The sequence below is a fragment of the Streptacidiphilus monticola genome (assembly GCF_042658505.1).
Lineage (GTDB): Bacteria > Actinomycetota > Actinomycetes > Streptomycetales > Streptomycetaceae > Streptacidiphilus > Streptacidiphilus monticola.
In genome coordinates, this window is the sequence record NZ_JBHSQJ010000117.1 from 1 (window position 1) to 19,972 (window position 19,972).

The 19,972-nt window shown below is 73.5% G+C and carries 18 protein-coding genes; 5 read left to right on the forward strand and 13 right to left on the reverse strand.

Annotation, left to right across the window (positions count from 1 at the left end; genetic code table 11):
- Positions 1–43: 43 nt before the first annotated feature.
- Entirely contained in the window at positions 44–1,264 is a 1,221-nt protein-coding gene (locus tag ACFP3V_RS24530) for a CynX/NimT family MFS transporter (protein ID WP_380587426.1), read from the reverse strand.
- Between the two features lie 317 nt (positions 1,265–1,581).
- Between ACFP3V_RS24530 and ACFP3V_RS24535 the strand changes: the two genes are divergently transcribed.
- Positions 1,582–2,511 (forward strand): 1-phosphofructokinase family hexose kinase, encoded by a 930-nt coding sequence (locus ACFP3V_RS24535; RefSeq protein ID WP_380587429.1) that lies wholly within the window; start codon positions 1,582–1,584, stop codon positions 2,509–2,511.
- A 267-nt stretch (positions 2,512–2,778) separates the two neighbouring features.
- On the opposite strand, the gene ACFP3V_RS24540 is transcribed toward ACFP3V_RS24535, so the two are convergent.
- Together ACFP3V_RS24540 and serS are read right to left on the reverse strand one after the other, a co-directional pair.
- Positions 2,779–3,588: an HAD family hydrolase gene (locus tag ACFP3V_RS24540; RefSeq protein ID WP_380587432.1), complete on the reverse strand. Its 810-nt coding sequence runs from the start codon at positions 3,586–3,588 to the stop codon at positions 2,779–2,781.
- Entirely contained in the window at positions 3,585–4,862 is a 1,278-nt protein-coding gene (serS, locus tag ACFP3V_RS24545) for a serine--tRNA ligase (RefSeq protein WP_380587435.1), read from the reverse strand. Before serS ends, ACFP3V_RS24540 begins: the two co-directional genes overlap by 4 nt.
- A 179-nt stretch (positions 4,863–5,041) precedes the next feature.
- Between serS and ACFP3V_RS24550 the strand changes: the two genes are divergently transcribed.
- On the forward strand, positions 5,042–5,899 hold the full coding sequence (locus tag ACFP3V_RS24550) for a polysaccharide deacetylase family protein (RefSeq protein ID WP_380587438.1): 858 nt from the start codon (positions 5,042–5,044) through the stop codon (positions 5,897–5,899).
- A gap of 253 nt (positions 5,900–6,152) precedes the next feature.
- On the opposite strand, the gene pheA is transcribed toward ACFP3V_RS24550, so the two are convergent.
- The 7 genes from pheA to ACFP3V_RS24585 all read right to left on the reverse strand — a co-directional run bounded on the left by pheA (position 6,153) and on the right by ACFP3V_RS24585 (position 13,639).
- Complete coding sequence (pheA, locus tag ACFP3V_RS24555; protein WP_380587441.1) at positions 6,153–7,100, reverse strand: prephenate dehydratase; 948 nt, start codon at positions 7,098–7,100, stop codon at positions 6,153–6,155.
- Positions 7,101–7,201: 101 nt separating this feature from the next.
- Entirely contained in the window at positions 7,202–8,434 is a 1,233-nt protein-coding gene (gene efeB / locus ACFP3V_RS24560) for an iron uptake transporter deferrochelatase/peroxidase subunit (protein ID WP_380587444.1), read from the reverse strand.
- A 52-nt stretch (positions 8,435–8,486) separates the two neighbouring features.
- A complete protein-coding gene (locus ACFP3V_RS24565) occupies positions 8,487–10,817 on the reverse strand; it encodes a copper resistance protein CopC (protein WP_380587446.1) in 2,331 nt (776 codons plus the stop codon).
- Between the two features lie 11 nt (positions 10,818–10,828).
- Positions 10,829–11,305: a copper chaperone PCu(A)C gene (locus tag ACFP3V_RS24570; RefSeq protein WP_380587449.1), complete on the reverse strand. Its 477-nt coding sequence runs from the start codon at positions 11,303–11,305 to the stop codon at positions 10,829–10,831.
- Positions 11,302–11,973, reverse strand: a complete 672-nt coding sequence (locus ACFP3V_RS24575) for an SCO family protein (protein WP_380587452.1) — start codon at positions 11,971–11,973, stop codon at positions 11,302–11,304. Before ACFP3V_RS24575 ends, ACFP3V_RS24570 begins: the two co-directional genes overlap by 4 nt.
- Positions 11,974–12,090: 117 nt before the next feature.
- Positions 12,091–12,798, reverse strand: a complete 708-nt coding sequence (locus ACFP3V_RS24580; RefSeq protein WP_380587455.1) for a YcnI family copper-binding membrane protein — start codon at positions 12,796–12,798, stop codon at positions 12,091–12,093.
- A 94-nt stretch (positions 12,799–12,892) separates the two neighbouring features.
- Positions 12,893–13,639, reverse strand: a complete 747-nt coding sequence (locus ACFP3V_RS24585; protein ID WP_380587458.1) for a hypothetical protein — start codon at positions 13,637–13,639, stop codon at positions 12,893–12,895.
- Positions 13,640–13,978: 339 nt separating this feature from the next.
- On the opposite strand from ACFP3V_RS24585, the gene ACFP3V_RS24590 reads away from it, so the two are divergent.
- Together ACFP3V_RS24590 and ACFP3V_RS24595 are read left to right on the forward strand one after the other, a co-directional pair.
- Positions 13,979–14,479: an ATP-binding protein gene (locus tag ACFP3V_RS24590; RefSeq protein ID WP_380587461.1), complete on the forward strand. Its 501-nt coding sequence runs from the start codon at positions 13,979–13,981 to the stop codon at positions 14,477–14,479.
- Between the two features lie 50 nt (positions 14,480–14,529).
- Positions 14,530–15,294 (forward strand): MerR family transcriptional regulator, encoded by a 765-nt coding sequence (locus ACFP3V_RS24595; RefSeq protein WP_380587464.1) that lies wholly within the window; start codon positions 14,530–14,532, stop codon positions 15,292–15,294.
- 7 nt (positions 15,295–15,301) lie between these two features.
- On the opposite strand, the gene ACFP3V_RS24600 is transcribed toward ACFP3V_RS24595, so the two are convergent.
- Positions 15,302–16,270, reverse strand: a complete 969-nt coding sequence (locus tag ACFP3V_RS24600) for a helix-turn-helix domain-containing protein (RefSeq protein ID WP_380587467.1) — start codon at positions 16,268–16,270, stop codon at positions 15,302–15,304.
- A 247-nt stretch (positions 16,271–16,517) separates the two neighbouring features.
- Between ACFP3V_RS24600 and ACFP3V_RS24605 the strand changes: the two genes are divergently transcribed.
- Positions 16,518–16,904, forward strand: coding sequence for a hypothetical protein (locus ACFP3V_RS24605; RefSeq protein WP_380587470.1), 387 nt, complete (start codon positions 16,518–16,520; stop codon positions 16,902–16,904).
- 7 nt (positions 16,905–16,911) lie between these two features.
- Here ACFP3V_RS24605 and ACFP3V_RS24610 read toward each other — a convergent pair whose 3' ends face one another.
- Together ACFP3V_RS24610 and ACFP3V_RS24615 are read right to left on the reverse strand one after the other, a co-directional pair.
- On the reverse strand, positions 16,912–18,378 hold the full coding sequence (locus tag ACFP3V_RS24610) for an aminopeptidase P family protein (protein ID WP_380587473.1): 1,467 nt from the start codon (positions 18,376–18,378) through the stop codon (positions 16,912–16,914).
- A 209-nt stretch (positions 18,379–18,587) separates the two neighbouring features.
- Positions 18,588–19,910 carry a PP2C family protein-serine/threonine phosphatase gene (locus ACFP3V_RS24615; protein ID WP_380587476.1) on the reverse strand — a complete coding sequence of 441 codons (1,323 nt, stop codon included), beginning with the start codon at positions 19,908–19,910 and terminating at the stop codon, positions 18,588–18,590.
- Positions 19,911–19,972: the final 62 nt, after the last annotated feature.

Sequence of the window (19,972 nt, forward strand, 5' to 3'; positions counted from 1 at the left end):
CCCGGGTGGTGTGTTCTCGCGCAGTTCCCCGCGCCCCTGCGGGTTACCGCAGCTGCCTCGGCTTGCCGGCGCCGAGGCCGGCGGTGAGGCCGATCGCGCAGCAGAGCAGGAGCAGGGCCAGGGGCAGATTCCAACTGTGCGTCAGCTGCCGCAGCGCCCCGAAGCCCACTGGGCCCGCCGCGGCGATGAAGTAGCCGACCATCTGGGCCATGCCGGAGGCCTGCGACGCCACCGACGCGCTCGGCGAACGCAGCACGATCAGGGCCATCGCCAGGCCGAAGCCGCCGCCCTGGGCCACGCCGAGCAGCGTCGCCCAGGCCCACGCGCCGGGCACGGGGGCGGCGAGCAGGTCGGCGATGCCGCCGGCGTTGCAGGTGACCATCAGCGCCACCAGCTTGCGCTGGTCGCTGGTCCGGCCCGCCGCCAGCGGCACCAGGAAGGCGCCCGCGATCTGGATCAGGTTGCTGTAGGCGAACACCGCGCCGGCCGTGCCGCGGGCCATGCCCTGGCTGGTGAGCACCGTGGGAAGCCAGGCGATCAGGGTGTAGGACAGCAGGGACTGGATGCCCATGAAGACCGCCAACTGCCAAGCCAGCGGCCGGTTCCAGAGTCCCGGCAGCCTCGGGGCGGTCGTTGCCGGCCGGTGCTCGGCCGGGGCCTTCCGCAGTTGCGGCAGCCAGGCGGCTATCGCGACCAGCGCGAGCACCGCCCAGGAGGCCAGCGAGCCGCGCCAGCCGCCGAAGGCGTGCTCCATCGGGACGGACAGCGCCGCCGCCAGCGTCGCGCCGACGATCATCGAGGTGGTGTAGACGCCGGTCATGGCCGCCGCGCGGTCCGGGAAGTCGCGCTTGACCAGCCCGGGCATGGTCACGTTGAGCAGCGCGATCGCCGTGCCCAGCACGACGCTGCCGGCGAAGAGCGCCCACGCGCCCGCCGCGATTCGCAGCAGCACGCCGACGGCCAGCAGGAGCAAGGCGGCGGCCACCACCCGCTCGGTGCCGAGTCGCCGGACCAGCCGTGGCACGAACGGGGCGGTGGCGCCCATGAGCAGGACCGGAAGGGTCGTCAGCAGGCCGCCGGCCGTGGCGGAGAGGTCGTAGTCGCGGCTGACGTCGTCCAGGAGCGGCGAGACCGCCGAGAGGGCGGCCCGCATGTTGAGCGAGACCAGCAGGATGCCCACGAGCGCGGTGACCGGGTGGGCCACGACGCGCACGAGCGCGGGGGTACGGACGGTGGACGCGGGCGACAGCGTGGTGCGGGACATGCGTGTCTTTCGAGGGAGAAGGACCGGGGAAAGGCAGCGTGTCGAGGCGCACCGCGGCGCGGCCCGGCCGGCGGGGAACAGCGCGGCAGGCAGGGAGGCAGAAGTGGTCCGGTGACGCCCGACTGAGGCGGCGTCAGCTACCGGGGCACTTGATCTTGGCGTCCAGCAGTCGGGGGACGACGGAGAGGATGGCCGTCGCAGGGGTCACGGTGCGCATCGGCTCGACCCCTTCCTGATCCCGTGCAAGTGGTGTGACTGCTGGACGGCTCATCCTAACAAGGGGGATCGGACTGCTTGAAACTGCCTATAGCATCCGCATGGCGAGCAGTTTCGAGCAGATCAGGGAGCGCACCGTGATCGTGACGCTGACCCCCAACCCCGCGCTGGACCTCAGCCACCAGGTGGACGCGCTGGTGCCGGGGACCACCCACCGGGTCCGGACGGTGCACGAGCGGGCGGGCGGCAAGGGGCTCAACGTCAGCCGCGTGCTGCACCAACTGGGATGCGCCACCCTGGCGTTGGCCCCGGTCGGGGGGCTCGTGGGCGAGGCATTCCGGGCCGAGCTGGCCGGGTCGGGCGTGCCCCACGGCCTGCTCCCGGTGCGCGGTGGCACCCGCCGCACGGTCGCCGTCGTCCCGGCGGACGGCGCGGAGCCGACGCTGCTGAACGAGCCGGGCGTGCCGCTGTCCGACGGGGAGTGGGCGGCCCTGCTCGCGCTGCTGGAGGTGACGCTGCGTCAGGCGCGGGTCCTCGTCTGCTCGGGTTCGCCGGCAGGGCCGGCGGAGCGGATGGCGGATGTGGTCCGGAGCGCTCGCGCGGCGAAGGTCCCGGTGATCGTCGACACGACCGGCGAGGCCCTGCTCGCCGCCGCGCGGGCCGGTGCCGACCTGCTCAAGCCCAACGCGGCGGAGCTGAGGGAGGCCACCGGGATCGCCGAACCCGTGGCCGCCGCAGGGAAGTTGATAGCAGCCGGTGCGGGCGCGGTGGTGGTCTCGCGGGGCCCGGAGGGCCTGCTGGCCGTCCTGCCGGACCGGGTCGTGGCGGTGGCTCCGCCGCGTAGGGTCGCCGGCAACCCCACCGGCGCGGGCGACGCCGTCGTCGCGGCGCTGGCCCGCGGCCTGGCGGAGGAACAGGGCTGGGAGGCGATGCTCCAGACGGCGGCCCGCTGGTCCGCGGCGGCGGTAGCCGCCCCGGTGGCAGGGGAGTTGGACCTGTCGGTGCTGGAGCCGCGGCCTTCGCGATCCTGAGCGGCGCCGCCGCGTCGCCCATCCGGCCCCGCCTCCGAGGCCGGCGCCCGCCCGGACCCCCAGAGGGCCGGGTCGACCTCCGCCGACGCGCGTGCGCTGTCTCACGGCCCAGACCGCGCGCCACCGTCGCGGCCGCGGGCGGGTGGCAAGGGGCGTCGCGCTCGACGAGGCGGACGCGGGGAGGTTCGCGACGCGGCGGGGCTGTCCGCCGGGAAGGCACGAACCGAGGCGGCGCGACAAGGGCCGACCGCCTGAGAGGCCGGGGCTTCAGCCGAAGAGGCGTTCCAGGACCACCGCGACGCCGTCCGCGTCGTTGGAGAGGGTGACCTCGTCCGCGACGGCCTTCAGCTCCGGGTGGGCATCCGCCATGGCCACGCCGTGGCCCGCCCAGCGGAACATGGGCACGTCGTTGGGCATGTCGCCGAAGGCGATGGCACGTCGGGCGGAGAGCCCGAGGCGCGAGGCGGCGAGCCGCAGCCCGGCCGCCTTGGTCAGGCCGACCGGCAGTATCTCGACGAAGCCCGCGCCGGAGACGACCACGTCGACCAGGCCGCCCGTCGCCTGGCGCGCCGCGTCCGCCAACTCGTCGTCGCCCAGCGAGGGGTGCTGGATGAACAGCCGGCTGATCGGCCGCGCCCAGAACTCCTCGGGGGCGGCGACCGGGACGCAGTCCAGCGCGTCGCCCACTATCCGGTAGCCGGGGCCGGTGAGGACCTCGCCGTCGACGCCGTCGCGGGAGGCGGCCAGGGCCACGTCGCCCACCATGGCCTCGATCTTGGCCAGGGCGACCCGGGCCACCTCGCGGTCCAAGGTGATCGAGGTCAGCAGCAGGTGCCGCGACGAGTCGTAGACCTGCGCGCCCTGCCCGCACACGGCCAGGCCCCGGTAGCCGATGGCGTCCAGGGTCGGCCGGGTCCAGGCCGCGCTGCGGCCCGTGACCACGATGTGCGCGGCGCCCGCCTCCGCCGCCCGGGCGAGCGCCCGCCGCGTGCGCTCGGAGACCGTGTGGTCCGAGCGCAGCAGCGTGCCGTCGAGGTCGGTGGCGATCAGGTCGAACGGCCGGTCGGTGGAGCTCACTTGCCGACGGGCTCCAGGATCTCCCGGCCGCCGAGGTAGGGGCGCAGTGCTTCGGGGACGACGACCGAGCCGTCGGCGAGCTGGTGGGTCTCCAGGATCGCCACGATGGTGCGCGGGACCGCGCACAGCGTGCCGTTGAGGGTGGCCAGCGGGCGGTTGCCGTCCTCGCCGCGCATCCGGATGTTCAGTCGCCGCGCCTGGAACTCGCCGCAGTTGGAGGTGGAGGTCAGCTCGCGGTACTTGCCCTGGGTCGGGATCCACGCCTCGATGTCGTACTTGCGCATCGCGGAGGCGCCCAGGTCCCCGGACGCCACGTCGATGACGCGGTAGGCCAGGCCGAGCTTGTTGAGGAAGTCCTTCTCCCACTGCAGCAGGCGCTTGTGCTCGGCCTCGGCGTCCTCCGGGGCGACGAAGGAGAACATCTCCACCTTGTCGAACTGGTGGACCCGGATGATGCCGCGGGTGTCCTTGCCGTAGGTGCCCGCCTCGCGGCGGAAGCAGGGCGAGAAGCCGGCGTAGCGCAGCGGCAGCCGGTCGGCGTCCAGGATCTCGTCCATGTGGTAGCCGGCCAGGGTCACCTCGCTGGTGCCGACCAGGTAGAAGTCGTCCTGCTCGAGGTAGAAGACGTTCTCCGCGGCTTGGCCCAGGAAGCCGGTGCCCTCCATCGCGGGGGGCTTGACCAGCGACGGGGTGATCATCGGGGTGAACCCGGCCTCGGTGGCCTGCGCCATGGCCAGGTTGACTAGGGCCAGTTCGAGCAGCGCGCCGACGCCGGTCAGGTAGTAGAAGCGCGAGCCGGAGACCTTGGCGGCGCGCTCGGTGTCGATGGCGCCGAGGATGCGGCCCAGCTCGACGTGGTCGCGGGGCTCGAAGCCCTCCGCCCCGAAGTCGCGCGGGGTGCCGACCTCCTCCAGTGTGACGAAGTCCTCCTCGCCGCCGATCGGGACCTCGGGGCTGAGGAAGTTGGCCAGCTGCTTGAGCAGCCGCTCGGTCTCCGCCTCGGCCTCGGTCTGCTCCGCGTTCGCGGCCTTGACCTCGGCGGCGAGCGCACCGGTGCGCTTGAGCAGCTCCGCCTTCTCCTCGCCCGTGGCCTTCGCCACGAGCTTGCCCAACTGCCGCTGCTCGTTGCGCAGTTCGTCGTAGCGGGAACTGGAGGACCGGCGCCGCTCGTCGGCGGCGAGCAGGGCGTCGACGACGTCGACGTCCTCACCTCGGGCGCGCTGGGAGGCGCGCACACGGTCGGGATCCTCACGGAGCAGGCGAAGGTCAATCACGAGGTAGAGGGTACCGGTCCGGGGCTCCCGGCCGTCCTGCGGATTCCCGCGCCACGCGGGCTTCGCGTGGGTTCTGTCACATCTTCGTCGCCAACCGGGCTCAGCTGTGCGATAGGACACGCTCAGCTGATTTTCAGCCTGGCACCCTGGGTCGGGTTGTCGAGCAAGGGAACAGGAACATGGCCATCCGAACCAGGCGTTGGACCACGGGCACGATCGCGGCGGGCGCGCTGCTGGCGCTGACCGCCTGCGGCAGTGCCGCCGTCGGTCACACCTCGGCGGACAGCCGCAGAACCGCTTCCCCGTCCGCGAGTTCGGCCGCCGGCCAGGGGGCGGTCGGCGGGGGCGGTCAGGGCGGCGCCACCCCGAGCCCGACGCCGCGCGCCACCTCGGGCGACATCGCCCCTTCCGGCGGCAACGCCGCCGTGGATCCGCGGATCGAGTACACGATCGCGCACGCGCCCGGCGAGAAGAACATCGCGCTCACCTTCGACGACGGGCCCAGCCCGCAGTGGACGCCGAAGATCCTCGCGCTGCTGGCGCAGTACCACGCGCATGCGACGTTCTGTCAGATAGGCCCGAACGCCCAGGCCCACCCCGAGCTGGTCAAGCAGATCATCGCGGCGGGCGACCGCCTCTGCGACCACACCGTCTCCCACAACGAGCAGATGTCGCGGACCAGCGTGCAGAACCAGACCCGGGAGATCCTCGACGCCCGGACGATGATCGAGACCGCCGGCGGCCCCGGCACCCAGGTGGGCTGGTTCCGCGCACCCGGCGGTGACTTCTCCCCGGTGAACCGTCACATCGCGGCCGCCGCAGGACTGCGTCCGCTGGGCTGGTCCGCGGACAGCGAGGACTGGAAGCGTCCCGGCGTCCCCCGCATCGTGCACAACGTGCTGGCCCAGCTGCGCCCGGGCGCGATCGTGCTGATGCACGACGGCGGCGGCAACCGCGGGCAGACCGTGGCGGCGCTCGCCCAGCTGCTGCCGAAGCTGGTGGCCCAGGGGTACACCTTCGACTTTCTCGACAAATGACCAAGTGGGGTTGTCCACAGGGCCTGTGGACAACCCCACCGCTGTGGAGATCGCGCAGCGCGGGCCCGGAACGGGTTCTCAGCTCGTCAAACCTTGAATTCACGCCCGTTTGCGTGATTTTCGGTATCCAGGAGGCGGCTGGAGCGGAAACTGGTCCTGCAAATCCCTACAAGTCCGAAATGACCTTGTTCGGAGCTTTGGGGATTCGCCTGTGGATAACTCAGGCCGACCTGGGGACAACCGGCGCGCCGTGTCAGAGCCGTCCGTCCAGGGCCCGGGAGAGCCAGTCGGCGGCCTCGGAGAATTCCTGGTCCGAGACGCCGCGGCGGATCTGCGGGGCGATTTCGTCCGCCCGGGGATAGGACCCGAGGAACCGCACCTGCGGGCAGATCCGGTGCAGACCCATCAGCGCCTCACCGACCCGGCGGTCGGTGATGTGCCCCTCGGCGTCCACGGAGAAGCAGTACTGCCCCAGGCCGTTCCCGGTCGGCCGGGACTCGATGCGGGTCAGGTTCACGCCGCGGACGGCGAACTCCTGCAGCAGTTCCAGCAGGGCGCCCGGGTGGTCGTCGCCCAGCCAGAAGACGGCCGAGGTCTTGTCCGCCCCGGTCCGCGCGGAGGTCCGGCCGGGACGGCCGACCAGCACGAAGCGGGTCGTGGCGTTCGCGGTGTCGTGGATGTCGGTGGCCAGCGGCTCCAGGCCGTAGAGCGGCCCCGCCATCTCCCCGGCGAAGGCCGCGTCGAAGCGCCCCTCCTGCACGAGGCGGGCACCGTCCGCGTTGCTCGCCGCGGACTCCCAGTGCGCCGTCGGCAGGTGCTCCGCCAGCCAGCGCCGCACCTGCGGCTGGGCGGCGGGGTGGCCGGTGACCGTCTTCACGTCCTCCAGCTTCGTGCCCGGACGGACCAGGAAGGCGAAGGCGATCGGAAGCAGGACCTCACGGTAGATCATCAGCGGCTGGCCGGTGGCGAGTTCGTCGAGGGTGGCGGTGATGCCGCCCTCGACGGAGTTCTCGATCGGCACCAGCGCGGCCGCGGCCTCCCCGTTCCGCACGGCGTCCAGCGCGGCCGGCACGCTGACCGAGGGCACGAGCTCGCGCGTCGCCGCCTCGGGCAGGGTGCGCAGCGCCTGCTCGGTGAAGGTGCCCTCCGGCCCGAGGTAGGTGTACCGGTTGGTCGAGAGCGGCGAGGGCGGGATGGCCATGAGCGGGTCCTCCGGGGACGTCAGGTACGTCTGATGCAACGTTAACGACTCGGCGGCAGGCCGGGGTCCCCGTCTCGCCATGCAACCACCGCCCCCCGCGGCTACTCGAGCAGCGCCTGGCCGACGTAGCCGCCCTCCGCGGCTCCGCCGGGGACGGCGAACAGGGCGCTGCTCTCGTGGACGACGAAGCGGGACAGCGCGTCGCCCCGGGCCAGCTTCCGCTGGACCGGGACGAAGCCCGTCAGCGGGTCCGCCTGGAAGGCGATGAACAGCAGGCCCGCGTCCGGGGCGCCGTCCGGGCGGAAGCCGTCGTGGTAGCTGTAGCCCCGCCGCAGCATCGCCGCGCCCTGGTTGGAGGCCGGCGCGGCCACGCGCACGTGCGCGTCCCCGGGGATCGCCAGCGAGCCGTCCGGGTTCTGCTTCTCCAGGTCCACCGGCGTCGTCTCGGTCCCGCCCGACAGGGGCGCGCCGCTTGCCTGGTGACGACCGATCACCCGCTCCTGCACCGTGAGGCTCTGCCGGTCCCAGCTGTCCAGCAGCATCCGGATCCGCCGGAACACGACGTAGCTGCCGTTCGCCATCCACGCCGGGGCGGCCTGCGCCGCGGGCACGAACACCTTGGCGGCGAAGTCCTCGTCGCCGGGCTTGGGATTGTTGGTGCCGTCGATCTGGCCCATCAGGTTCCGCCCGGTGTGCGGGTGCGCCGTCGCGCCGGGGGAGCGGCTGAAGCCGTTCATCTGCCAGCGGACCGTCGCCTTGCCCGCCGCCTCGCGCTGCAGCGTCCGCAGCGCGTGGAAGGCGACGAGGGGGTCGTTCGCACACACCTGCACCCAGAGGTCGCCGTCGCTGCGGGCCCGGTCCAGCTGGTCCTCCGGGAACGCGGGCAGCGGCGCGAGCGCCTCCGGCAGCCGCGCCTGAAGCCCGGCCTTGGCGAACACGCTCGCGCCGAAGCCGAAGGTGACCGTGAGCGAGTTGGGCCCCGCGTCGGTGGCGACGTGGTCCTCCCGCGCCCCCGGCGCGGGCTGACCCTGCGTCAGCGCGGCGACGACGACGGACCACCGCTTCATCAGCGCGGTCAGCCCCGGGCGACCGGTGCCGGGGGTGAGATCGAACGCCGCCGTGTGCAGGACCGACTGCATCGGCTCCACGATGCCCGCCTGGTGCGTGCCGTGGAACGGGACGGCGTCGCCGCCGACGGTGGTGAGGGCGGTGGGAGCCTTCGGCTCCACCAGCTCGCCCGCCCCGAAGCCGGCCGCGGCGGCGACCGCGCCGGTGATCCCCGCCGCGCCGAGCAGGCTGCGGCGGCTGAGGTGTCCTGCCTGATGGTTCGTCATGTCGCTTTCCTGCGTGGCGCCTGGCGCGTGGAGCGCGGGTCGGACTTCCGGGTCAGCCGATGGTGACCGCTGTGGTCACGGTGGCCTCGTCGATGTCGTCCGAGCGGATGCTCGTGCTGAGCGTCCAGGTGCCGGGGAGCGGGAGGGAGAGGCTGGTGCTGCCCCAGTGCCCGATGTCCAGCTTGGTGAGCTGGACGTTGAGCGGCCCGAGGCTCTTGGCCGGGAGACTGAGCGAGAGGTCCACCTCGGGGACGTCGACGGGCCTGCCGGTGCGGTCGTAGAGGTAGACGTGCACGGTGTTGAGCCCGGTCCGGGCCGGGTCGATGTCGACCGTCACCTTGCCCTTGGCACCGGCGGTGCTGCCGCCGGTGTCGTAGGCGAGGGTCACGTCCACGGGCTTGACGGCGGCGGCCGCCTGCTGCTCCGCGACGGCGCGGCCGGGCGGGGAGTTGGTCAGCAGGGTGGTGACGACGAGGACGACGACGGCGAAGAGCGCTTCCAGCGCGACGCTGCGCCCCAGCATGCTCCTTGCCGGGGCGGCCTCCCGCTCCCGCCTCACCGCGGCCTCGGCGCGTGCCCGCGCCTGCCGCTCCAATTGCCCCTTCCGCTCCGCGGACACGCCCCCGCCCCCGGTACCGCCCTCCGCGGTGGACGGTGCCCCGCCCCCGCCGGACCCCGCCGCCCCACCGGCGCGGTCCGCGGCTTCGCCGCGACCGGCGCCCGCCGCCCCCAGGGCTGCCGCGCCTTCCGCGCGGTGCGCGGAATCGCCGCCCACCGGGGCTGCCGCCCGTGCTGAGCCGGCGCCTTCGGCGGAGGGCGCCGCCTCGTCTGTGCCGGAGGTGGCGGCTTCACCGCGCCCGTGCCCAGCCTCCCCCGTCGCCCGTGCGCCTTCGGCGCGGAGCGCCGAGGTCTTGGGGCGGTGTCCCGCGCGAGCTTCGACGCTGCCGCAGACTGTTGACGTGGCGTCAGTTTCCGTTTCCCCTTCCACTGCAGTGCCTTCGGCGCGCAGCATTTCCTCCGGGCCGGATGCCTGGGGTGGCCGCGTGCCACTGGCGCGGAGCGGCACTTCGCCGTGGCGGGAGTCCGCCCCCACAGCAGCCGCGGCTTCGCCGCTCGGCGATTCGGCTTCGTCCGTTGCCCGCTCGCCTTCGGCGTGGGGCGGGGCGGGGTCGGTGGGAACGGGGGCGGGGGTGGGGTCGGTGCGGAGCAGCGCGACCCAGCGGCGGGAGATCCAGGCGGCGGCGAGGATGACGAGGACGAGGCCGACCTTGACCAGCAGCAGCCGGCCGTACGTCGTGGACGTCAGCGCGCCCCAGGAGCCGACGCCGCGCCAGGACTGGTAGACGCCCGTGGCCACCAGGGCCGTGACGCACACCAGCGCGATGCGCGAGAAGCGGTTCACCGCGGCCACCGGCATGTCCGCGCGCAGGCCCAGCCACACCGCCGCGAGGCCGCCCAGCCACAGGCCCATGCCGAGCAGGTGGACGACGTCCAGCGGCACCGCGAGTGCCGCCTGCATGCCCACCGAGGCGTGGTCGCCGAGCGCCCATGTGCAGGCCAGGCCGACGGCCAGCAGGGCCGCACCCGCCCCCAGGCCGGCCCGCTGGCGGCGGTCCTCCAGCGCACCGCCCAGCAGGGCGAGGAAGACGCCCATCGCGGCCAGCAGCAGCACCCGCACCACCAGCAACGTCCCCAGCCGCTCCCCCAGCACCTGCTGAAGGACCGTCAGGTCCACCGCCTTCCCCACGCCCGTCCCCGCCTCGTACGGTCCGCGCAGCAGCAGCTGGGCGATGGAGGCGACCAGCAGCCCGGTCCACCCCGCGAGGGCCAGGCGGGGGATGCCGCGCACCCGCAGGCCCCCGGGCCAGCACAGCAGCACCAGCCCCACCGATCCGAACAGCAGCGCGAACGCCGCGTACTGGACGGTTCTTGACGCCCCGTAGAGGAAGCCGACGAGCGCGTCGCCGCTGCTCGGTCCGGCCGTCACCGAGGTCGCCGAGGCATGACCGAAGGAGAAGGTGAACGCGCCCGCGACCGGGTGGCTGTCCGCGGAGACGACGCGCCACGCCACCGTGTAGGTGCCCTGGGGCAGCGCGGCGCTCAGCGCGACGCGCGCCGTGGAGGCGTCGGAACCGGCGTGGCCGGAGGCGCCGTTGTCGACCCGCTTGCCGGCCGGGTCGAAGACCCGGATCGCGTCGGTCTCCAGCACCACCGTCTCGCTGAAGTGCAGCGTCACCGCGCTGGGCGCGGTCGCCAGCACCGACCCCTGGGCCGGGTCGGTGGAGAGCAGGGCCGCGTGCGCGGAGGCGGTCCCCCCCGCGGTGAACAGCAGCGCCGCCACCGCCGCGAGCAGCACGGCGAGGCGTCGGAAGAGCGTGGGCACGGCGGGGCTCCTCAGCTGCCGGGCGGCTGGTAGGTGAGCGGCTCTATGGTCGCCGAGACGGTCACCGTACCGGCGTCCTTGAACTCCAGGCGCAGCTGCACCTGATGCCCCACCTTCGGGGTCTCCGCGAGGCCCATCAGCATCAGGTGCCGTCCTCCCCGGGCGAAGGTGACGGTGCCGTGCGCGGGGACGGGTACCGCGTCCAGCGGCTGCATCGTGGTGGCGGTGCTCTGGTGCATGGTGACGCTCGCGGCCTGGGGGCTGCTGACGCCCGTCAGGGTGTCCGCCTGGCCGCCGGTGTTGCGCAGCACCAGGTAGCCCGCGGCCATCTCGGTCGAGCCGCCGGCCGGCAGCGGGATGTAGGCGCCGCTGACGCTGATCCGTGAACCGGGCGGTGCGGACGACGTGGTGGCGGTCGCCGACGAGCAGCCCGCGGCCGCGGCGGTGAGCAGCACGGCGGCCGTGCCCCGCAGCAGTGCCGTCCTCACGATGCCACGCCCTTGACCAGAAGCGGCAGGTCGTGCCGGAACACGGAGGAGGGCGTGCCACTGGTGTAGAGGACGTGCGCCTTGTCGTCCGTCGGCAGGAAGGCGAGCACCTGGGCGCCGTGCACCGGCTCCTGGCCCTTCACCGGCGCGGCCACGAACACGCCCACGCTCTTCGCGGCCGCGATGATCGTGTTGATGTCGCCGGTCAGGCCGACGAACGCGGGGTTGAAGGAGTCGAGCCACGAGCGCATCTCGGACGGGGTGTCCCGCGCCGGGTCGGTGCTCACGAAGACGACTGCGATCTTCTGCTGGTCGGCCTTGGGCAGCTTGCTCACGGCCACGGCGATGTCGCCCATGGTCGTCGGGCAGACGTCGGGGCAGTGCGTGTAGCCGAAGTAGAGCAGTACGGCCTTGCCGGCCGTGGCCTTGGCCAGGTCGTACGGCTTGCCGCTGGTGTCGGTGAGGGTGACGTCGGGCTTGGCGAAGGTGCGCTGCAGCGCGGTGCCCTGGTAGGCGCTGGACGCGGCCAGGTGGCTGGGCCGGGCGTCCCCTGCGGAGGCGGACGCGGCGCTGCCGCCGGAGGAGCCGCAGGCGGACAGCACGAGGGCGGCGGAGGCGGCGAGCGAACCGAGCAGCAGGGCGCGGCGGGTGGTGGGCTGGGAGGACACGGGGCGGTCCGTTTCTTGGCGTCGTGCGGAAGGCGAAGGGGGTGCGGGGTGGTGCCGGGTCCGCCCCGTACCGCGAGGGCACGGGGCGGACCTGAGGGCCTGTCAGGTCACGAGGCGTCAGGACGCCTTGCGGCGCCAGCCGAAGAAGCCGAGCAGCGCGCCGCCGAGGCCGACGGCGATGCCGACCGCGCCGAGCCAGCGGGCCGTGGTGTCGGCCGCCTCCTTCTTCCCGGCGACGGACGCGGCGGTGGCGGTCGCGTCGGCGGAGCCGTGGGCGGCGGACGAGCCGGACGCGGCGGTGAGCTTCAGCTCCGGGGCCGGGTTGGCCGGCTCGGGCTGGCCCGCCTTCGCCTCCTGGATCCACCGCACGACCTGGCCGTTGCTGTAGGTCTGCAGCGCCTTGAAGGTGAGCGTGTCGGTGTCGGTCGGCAGCGGGCCGAGCGAGACCGCGAAGTCCTGGAACTGGCCGGGCCGGATGGCGCCCTTGGTCCAGGTGATCTCCGAGACGGCCTCGGTGACCTGGCCGTCGTCGGTGGTGATCGGCTTCGCCAGCTTGGTCTTGGTGACGGTCACGTCCCAGCCGGGGACCGGGGTCGTGGAGACCGACGCGATCGGGTGGTCGGTCGGCAGGAAGACCTGGACCTGCGTGGTGTCGGCGCTGTCCTGCTCGTTCGGGACGTGGAACGCGACCTCGGTGTAGCCGCCCTGGACGGCGGTGTTCGGGGTGACGGTCACGTGCGCGGACGCCGGTCCGGCGGCCAGCAGCAGGCCGGCGGCGGACAGGACGGCGAGGGCCGCGCCGCGGCGGCGCATGGTCGAAGACATGGGTGGACTCTCTCCCTGAGAGACGTGACGGATGCACGGGAAGTAATGCGGAAGTGGTGAACCGCCCCGGGCACGGGCCAAAGGTGCCGGGACGTCAGGCAGGGAGGAGGACCGGCGGACCGCGCCGGGAGAGCAGGTGTTCCAGAGTCGCCGCGGCGGGCAGCCGCCAGGCGTCGGCGGCCCAGCGGCGGACCGGCCGCTGGGCCCCGTTGGCCGGGACCAGCCCGAGCAGCAGCGTCAGCGCGCCGGCGAGCGGCGCGAGCGCCAGCCGCAGCAGCCGCCAGCACGCGGCCTCGCCGCGCCGCAGCCACCAGGCCGCGACGAGCGCGGCGAGGAGGTGGCCGGTGACCATGACGAGGGTGATGCCCTGCCAGGACGCGGCGCTGTGCGGGGCGGCGGCCGAGTAGCCGTTGGGGTCGAGCCCGGCGAAGCGGACGATGTCGGCCGAGGACATGCCCGCGGGGAGCGGCCCGCAGAGCAGACGCGCGGCGAGCTGGTCCAGTGGGCTGAGGCCCAGGTGCCCCGGGGTGCCGGCCATGGCGCCCGCGGAGTTCATCGAGGCCATGGCGCTGTCGGACATGCCGGTCTGATGGAACATCAGGTGGAGTCCGAGCTGCCCGAGGAGCAGGCCGGCGGCGATGCCGGGCAGCGAGCGCTCGCGCCCTGCGGACAGCGTCGCGACGCCGAGGACGGCCAGGAAGCCGAGGGCCAGGGTGGTGAGCGGGACGTCACCCCCTCCGGCGAGGCGGTGACCGAAGGCGGACACCACGAGGCAGACCGTCGCGAAGGGCACCGCCCGGATCACGCGAAGGCCCACCGCAGCAGAGGCCATCCGACTCATCGCCCGCCAGTCTCTCATCCCCCCGGCCCCCCACCGCCCCCTGGGGGCGCGAGGATCCCCCACCCTCCCCCAGCCTTCGGCCGGGGACGCCCCCCACGGCGGGAGGCGCCCCCGATGCGACCAGCCCGCCACCGACGGAGGTCCGACCCCATGCGCGGGACGGACCTCCGTGGACCGGCGCTGCTCGTGCAGTTCCTCGCGCCCCGTAGGGCGCCCCACGGGCGCCCTACGGGCGCCGCTGTGCGCCAAGGGGGCGAAAAGATCACCGCGGAGCGGTTCATCGCGCTGTGCCGAGGCAATACCAGAAGGTATGTGGAGCCGGAGCCAGGAGGAGCTTCCGTGGACATCTGGTGGACACTGCACCTGCGCCGCGAAGCGGCAAGCGTTCCGCTCGCCCGGCGCATCCTGCTCGGAACCATGGCCACCGCGGGTGTCGACCCGGAGGTGACGCACGAGGTCAGCATCGCCCTCAGCGAAGCCTGCGCCAACGCCGTCGAGCACGCCGTACCCACCGGGGCCGAGGACGACAGCTTCCAGGTCACCGCGACGATCTCCGGTGACCGGCTCCGCATCGAGGTCAACGACTCCGGCACCGACTGGACCTCCCCGGACCGCCCCGCGCCACGGCCCGTGCGCCGCCGGCCCCGGCCGGTGGCCCGCATCCCCTCCGACGCGGGGCGCTCCCTGCCCGACGGCGGCGCGGAGAGCGGCCGCGGGCTGTTCCTCATCCGCGCGCTGACCGACCACGTCCAGATCAGCAACCACCCCACCACCGGCTCCGTCGTCGCCTTCGACAAGCAGCTGACCTACCGCCGCGAGCGCGAGCTGCTCAGCGCTTGACCCTCACGTGACGTGAGGCCGCAGGCTGGTCGCGAAAGGAGGGCGGAGCCGTGGGCTACTCCGTCGGAGAGGTCTCCCGACTGGCCAAGGTGACGGTGCGCACGCTGCACCACTACGACGAGGTCGGCCTGTTGCACCCCAGCGCCCGCACGTCCGCCGGATACCGGCGCTACGACGACGCGGACCTGGACCGGTTGCAGCAGATCCTCTTCTACCGCGAACTCGGCTTCTCCCTCGACGACATCGCCGCTGTGCTGGACGACTCGGCTGGTACGCCCCCGAGCGAGCACCTGCGCCGCCAGCACGCCCTGCTGACGGACCGGATCGCCCGGTTGCAGCAGATGGCGGCGGCCGTGGAGCGAGCCCTGGAGGCGAGGAAGTTGGGGATCAACCTGACCCCGGAGGAGAAGTTCGAGGTCTTCGGCGAGGACTACGTCGACTACGAGGAGGAGGCCCAGGAGCGCTGGGGCGAGACCGACGCCTGGAAGCAGTCGCAGCGCAGGGCGAGCCAGTACCGCAAGGAGGACTGGATGCGGATCAAGGCGGAGGCCGACGAGCTGAACGTGCGCATCGGCGAGGCGATCGCCGCGGGGCACGCCCCTGACAGCCCGGAGGGCATGGCCGTCGCCGAGGCGCACCGGCAGCACATCACCCGGTACTTCTACGACTGCAGCTACACCATCCACCGCGGGCTGGCCGAGATGTACCTGGCCGACCCCCGGTTCACCGAGTACTACGAGAAGATCGTCCCAGGTGGCGCGGCCTGGATCCGCGACGCGATCCTGGCCAACGCGGCTCGTGGCGAGGGTTCCTGACGGAGCGTCAGCGTCCCGCCCCGGCAAAGGTGCGCCGGTAGGCGCTGGGCGTGGTGCGCATGGCGCGGGTGAAGTGGTGGCGGAAGGTCGCCGCGCTGTCGAAGCCGACGGCGGCGGCGACCTCGTCCACCGTGCCCTCGCCGGACTCCAGCAGCGGCAGGCTGGCCGCGATCCGCTGCGAGATGACCCACTTCATCGGCGAGACGCCGTTGCGGCGGCTGAAGTGCCGCAGGTAGGAACGCTCGGACAGGCAGGCGGTCCGGGCCAGTGCGGCCACCGTCAGCGGTTGGTGCAGCCGTCGCAGCGCCCACTCCATGCTGAGTGCGACGCCGTCGTGCTCCTCGCCGACCGGACGCACCGCGGCCTCGATGAACTGCGCCTGGCCGCCCTCGCGGTGCGGCGGCACCACGAAGCGGCGGGCCACGGTGTTGACGACGGCCGCACCGTGGTCGGCGCGCACCAGGTACAGGCACAGGTCGATGCCGGCCGCGCTGCCCGCGCTGGTCAGCACGTCCCCGTTGTCGACGTACAGCACGTCAGGGTCCACCTCGATCTCCGGGTGCCGTTCCGCGAGGAGGCGGGCGTAGCGCCAGTGGGTGGTCGCCCGGCGGCCGTCGAGCAGTCCGGTCGCGGCGACCGCGAAGGCGCCGGAGCAGATGGAGACCAGCCGCGCGCCCCGCGCGTGCGCCGTGCGCAGCGCCGCCACCAGCGCAGGCGAGACCTCGCCCCCGGCCTTCGGCACGCCCGGCACGATCACCGTGTCCGCCGCGGCGAGCACGTCGAGGCCGTGCTCGGCCCGCAGCGAGAACCCGCCGACGGCACGCAGCTGCTCGCCCGGCCGCTCGGCGCAGACGGCCAGCTCGTACCAGTCCCGTTCGCCCAGTTCTGGTCGGGAAAGCCCGAACACCTCGACCACGACGCCCAGTTCGAAGGGGGCCATGCCGTCGAACGCGAGTGCTGCGACCTGGTGTGCCATGCAGGCATCATGCCCGCTCGGCGATCGCCCACAGCTGGGGGGCGGGACGAGGGAGCCTGAGCGCGGTGCTGCCGGGAGGAGCCCGGCCGTGGTGGCAGGTGCTGTTCAGCGCCCTCTCCACGGCGCGGAGCCGGCTCCGGCTGATCGGCGGAGGCGCCGGAGCCGAGCCCGAGCCGCGGCCCAGCCTGACCGACCCACCAAGGAGCAGCACAGCACCTCCGTCTCGGCGCTCAGCTACCGCACCCGGGTGCGCCACGTCTCCGGCTCGGAGATCGTCTTCCACTTCCGGAGCACGGCCGCCGCGAAGGCCGCCCTGGCCAAGGTGGAGCGCGGCTACGCCGGCTGCCGGAAGCGCCTCAACGCCGCGCACCTGACCGACGTCGTGACCGGCCGGCGGATCACCGCCCGGGTCGACCGCACCGCCACCGTCCGCGGCGGCGTCTCCTACCTGACGACGCTCCGCGAGGGCACCCGCCTGGCCGACCCGGCGAACCTGCCCTCCGACGCCCAGGAGCTCTTCGTCCAGCGCGGCAACCGGCTGGTCCTGGTCCGCGTCGACGGCTTCTCCCGCGCCGTCGACAGCACGAAGGGTGCGCAGCACACGCTGCGCACCCTCGCGAACCGGCTGGGCTGACGGAGGGTCAGCCCCTGAGCTGCGCCATCCAGTTCTCGATGTCCTCGGCGCGCCGGGGGAGCGACGCGGACAGGTTCCGGTTGCCCTCCGGCGTCACCAGGATGTCGTCCTCGATGCGGACGCCGATGCCGCGGTACTCCTCGGGCACGGTCAGGTCGTCGGCCTGGAAGTACAGACCGGGCTCGACGGTGAGCACCATGCCGGGCTCAAGCACGGCGTCCACGTAGGCCTCGACCCGCGCCTGGGCGCAGTCGTGGACGTCGAGGCCGAGCATGTGGCCGGTGCCGTGCAGGGTCCAGCGGCGCTGCAGCCCCAGCTCCAGGACCCGCTCGACCGGGCCCTCGACCAGGCCCCACTCGACCAGCCGCTCCGCGAGCACGCGCTGGGCGGCCTCGTGGAAGTCGCGGTAGCGGGCGCCCGGCTTCACCGCGGCGATCCCGGCCTCCTGGGCGTCGAGGACGGCGTCGTAGATCCTGCGCTGCAGCGGGTTGAAGGTGCCGCTGATCGGCAGGGTGCGGGTGACGTCGGCGGTGTAGAGGTGACGGGTCTCCACACCGGCGTCCAGCAGCAGCAGTTCGCCCTCGCGGACCTCGCCGTCGTTGCGCACCCAGTGCAGCGTGGTGGCGTGCGGCCCGGCGGCGCAGATGGAGCCGTAGCCGACGTCGTTGCCCTCGACCCGGGCACGGCGGAAGAAGGTGCCCTCGATCCAGCGCTCCGAGGTGGCGACGGCCTGGGACAGCTCGCGCACCACGTCGGTGAAGCCCTTGGCGGTGGCGTCGCAGGCGGCCTGCAGCTCGGCGATCTCCCACTCGTCCTTGACCAGGCGCAGCTCGCTGAGGAAGACCTTGAGCTCGGTGTCGCTGTGCTTGGTGGTGTGCTCGGCGAGGGCGGCGTCCAGCGCCGCGTCGTAGCCGCGGACCAGGCGGGTGGGTCGTGGGTCCTCGTCCGCGGCGGCGGTCAGCTCGGCGACGGCCTTGCGCACGTCGCGGGTGGGCAGCCCGAGCAGCGCCTCGGCCTCGGCGAGGCTGTTGCGGCGGCCGACCCAGAGCTCCCCCTGGCCGTCGAGCCAGAACTCGCCGTTCTCGCGGTCGGAGCGGGGCAGCAGGTAGAGGCGGGCGTCGTGGCCGCCCCCGGCGCGCGGCTCCAGCACCAGGACGGCGTCCTCGGTCTGATCGCCCGTCAGGTGCACGTACTCGGTCGCGGCGCGGAAGGCGTACTCGGTGTCGTTCGCCCGGGTGCGCAGGTTGCCCGCCGGGACGACCAGCCGCTCGCCGGGGAAGCGCGCCGACAGCGCGGCCCGGCGCTTGGCCGCGTACGCGGACTGCTCCAGCGGCGCGAGGTCGCGCCGCTCGGTGTCCGCCCAGCCGCTCTTCATGTTCGCGGCGAGCTCGTCCGAGACGGCGGGATAGAGGCCGTTCTTCCGCTGCTTGATCGGCGTGTCCTCGGCGGACGGCGCTGTCTGCTCCTCGGTCACCCTGATGCCCTCCGGCTAGTCGTTCTCGCCATGTCAGGGGCAATCCCCTGTTTTGGCCCGTACCAGCCTAGAGCAACCCCCGCCAGGGGCGCGAGGACACTGCGCGACCAGCCCACCACTCTCGGAGGTTCGACCGGTCGATCGGGGACGGACCTCCCTGGGGGTGGACTGGTCGCGCAGTGTCCTCGCGCCCCTCAGGGGCCTGCAACTCATTCGAAGCGCGCGGCCAGCAGCACGATGTCGTCCGACGGATCCGACTCCGCCGGTCCGCAGGCGTCCAGGAGGTAGGCGCAGAAGCGGTCCGCGTCCCCGCGGACGTCGCGGGGGGCGTCCGCCGCCGCCGCGCGCAAGCGCGTCTGCCCGGCGTGGAGCGACGGACCGCAGCCTCGGGCCAGGCCCTCGGTGTACATGAGCAGGACGTCGCCGCGGTCCGCCCGCAGTTCCACCCCGGGCGCCTCCCAGCAGCTCAGCATCCCCAGCGGGGCGCTCAGCGACGTCTCCACGAAGCTCGCGCCGTAGGTGGTGACCAGCAGCGGGGGGCACTGTCCGGCTCCCGCCAGGGAGAGTTGACGGGTCTTCGGCTCGACGTACGCGTACAGCGCCGTCGCGGAGCGGGCCGGCTCCGTGGACTTGAGCAGCAGTTCCAGGTCGCCCAGCACGGCCACCGGGTCCTCGCCCTCCAGCACCGCGTAGGCGCGGAGCGCCGCCCGCAGCCGGCCCATCGCGGCGGCGGCGTCCGGGCCGCCGCCGGTGACCGAACCGACCGTCAGCGCAAGGGCGTTGTCCGGCAGCGCCATCGCGTCGTACCAGTCGTTGCCCGCCGCCTCACCGCCCAGGGCGCCGTTGCGGCAGCGCGCCGCGAGCTGCACGCCGGGGATGCGGGGGAGCCGGTCCGGGAGCAGGCCGCGGCGCAGGGCGTCGGCGGTGCGGCGCACCCGCTCGTGCTCCAGTGCCTTGCCGATGACCCTGGCCGCCGAGGCCGTGTAGCGGGTGGCCAGCCGCTGCTCGCGCTCGCTGGGGCGGGCCGCCGCGGCCTCGTCGTAGAACCAGACGACGGTGCCGTAGCCGGCCAGCGGCAGCGCGTACGCGGCGCCGATGCCGAGTTGGCGGGCGACCTCCTGGTAGCGGTCGCCGCACGGGGCACCGCCCGGGGGCTGCTCCAGGACCTGGGCGGCGGGGACGGTCTCCAGCGCGCCGAGCGCAGAGTGGTCGAGGCCGTGGCCGACGGTGGTGCCGGGGGTGGAGTCCTGCTGCAGCACGACCATGCCGCGGCGGGCGCCGACCAGTTCCGCGCCGTCCTCCAGCAGGCCGGTGAGGGCGGCCTCCAGCGAGTCCGCGGCGGTGAGCCGGTCGGTGAGGGTGTAGAGGGTGCTGAGATCGTCGAGCGAGTCGGTCGCGGGCTCGTGGACGGCGCCGGGGCGGCGGTCGCCGTCGGTGGGCTCGCTGGGCGGGAGCGGGCTGGGGAAGTCCATGGCCGGTGCCGCGCTGCCGAGAGCCTGGCCGCTGACGCGGACGGGGTGGGGTTCAGCCATGGTTTGCTCCCGGACCCTCGATTACCGACAGTGACGATTCTGCAGGGGCGGATTGTCGGAAT

What these genes read in the sequence shown, in the direction of transcription:
- ACFP3V_RS24530 (WP_380587426.1), bottom strand. Translation starts at nt 1,264, where the DNA reads ATGTCCCGCACCACGCTGTCGCCCGCGTCCACCGTCCGTACCCCCGCG.
- ACFP3V_RS24535 (WP_380587429.1), top strand. Translation starts at nt 1,582, where the DNA reads ATGGCGAGCAGTTTCGAGCAGATCAGGGAGCGCACCGTGATCGTGACG.
- ACFP3V_RS24550 (WP_380587438.1), top strand. Translation starts at nt 5,042, where the DNA reads ATGGCCATCCGAACCAGGCGTTGGACCACGGGCACGATCGCGGCGGGC.
- pheA (WP_380587441.1), bottom strand. Translation starts at nt 7,100, where the DNA reads ATGGCCATCCCGCCCTCGCCGCTCTCGACCAACCGGTACACCTACCTC.
- efeB (WP_380587444.1), bottom strand. Translation starts at nt 8,434, where the DNA reads ATGACGAACCATCAGGCAGGACACCTCAGCCGCCGCAGCCTGCTCGGC.
- ACFP3V_RS24580 (WP_380587455.1), bottom strand. Translation starts at nt 12,798, where the DNA reads ATGTCTTCGACCATGCGCCGCCGCGGCGCGGCCCTCGCCGTCCTGTCC.
- ACFP3V_RS24585 (WP_380587458.1), bottom strand. Translation starts at nt 13,639, where the DNA reads ATGAGTCGGATGGCCTCTGCTGCGGTGGGCCTTCGCGTGATCCGGGCG.
- ACFP3V_RS24600 (WP_380587467.1), bottom strand. Translation starts at nt 16,270, where the DNA reads ATGGCACACCAGGTCGCAGCACTCGCGTTCGACGGCATGGCCCCCTTC.
- ACFP3V_RS24615 (WP_380587476.1), bottom strand. Translation starts at nt 19,910, where the DNA reads ATGGCTGAACCCCACCCCGTCCGCGTCAGCGGCCAGGCTCTCGGCAGC.